This window comes from Mycobacterium sp. NGS64 (assembly GCF_059812245.1).
The window spans coordinates 1-443 of record NZ_JCALCI010000029.1 but is presented as its reverse complement, the minus strand read 5'-3'; the positions used below and the strand labels follow the sequence as shown (position 1 = coordinate 443).

2 protein-coding genes are annotated in these 443 nt (G+C 61.4%); both read left to right on the top strand.

Annotated features, from left to right (window positions below):
- Positions 1–174, top strand: a 174-nt coding sequence (locus tag AC5Y4S_RS29750) for a WXG100 family type VII secretion target (RefSeq protein WP_500036089.1), incomplete at its 5' end; no start/stop codon positions are given.
- Between the two features lie 29 nt (positions 175–203).
- Positions 204–443: WXG100 family type VII secretion target (locus tag AC5Y4S_RS29745; RefSeq protein WP_500036095.1), on the top strand; the 240-nt coding region annotated here is incomplete at its 3' end.

Below are 443 nucleotides of genomic sequence, written 5' to 3'. Positions count from 1 at the left end.
GGTGCCGGCTGGAGTGGCCAGGCGCAGGCGACGTCCTACGACACCATGGGTCAGATGAATCAGGCGTTCCGCAACATCGTGAACATGCTGCACGGTGTGCGTGACGGGCTGATCCGCGACGCGAACAACTACGAGCAGCAAGAGCAGGCCTCTCAGCAGATCCTCGGCAGCTAGCCCCCACACTTTTATTTCAGGAGGAAAACATGACCATCAATTACCAGTTTGGCGATGTGGATGCCCATGGTGCGACGATTCGCGCCCAGGCTGCGTCGTTGGAGGCCGAGCACCAGGCCATCGTTCGCGATGTGCTGGCTGCTGGTGACTTCTGGGGTGGCGCCGGTTCGGTGGCTTGCCAGGAGTTCATCACCCAGTTGGGTCGCAACTTCCAGGTGATCTACGAGCAGGCCAACGCTCACGGCCAGAAGGTGCAGACGGCGGGCAGC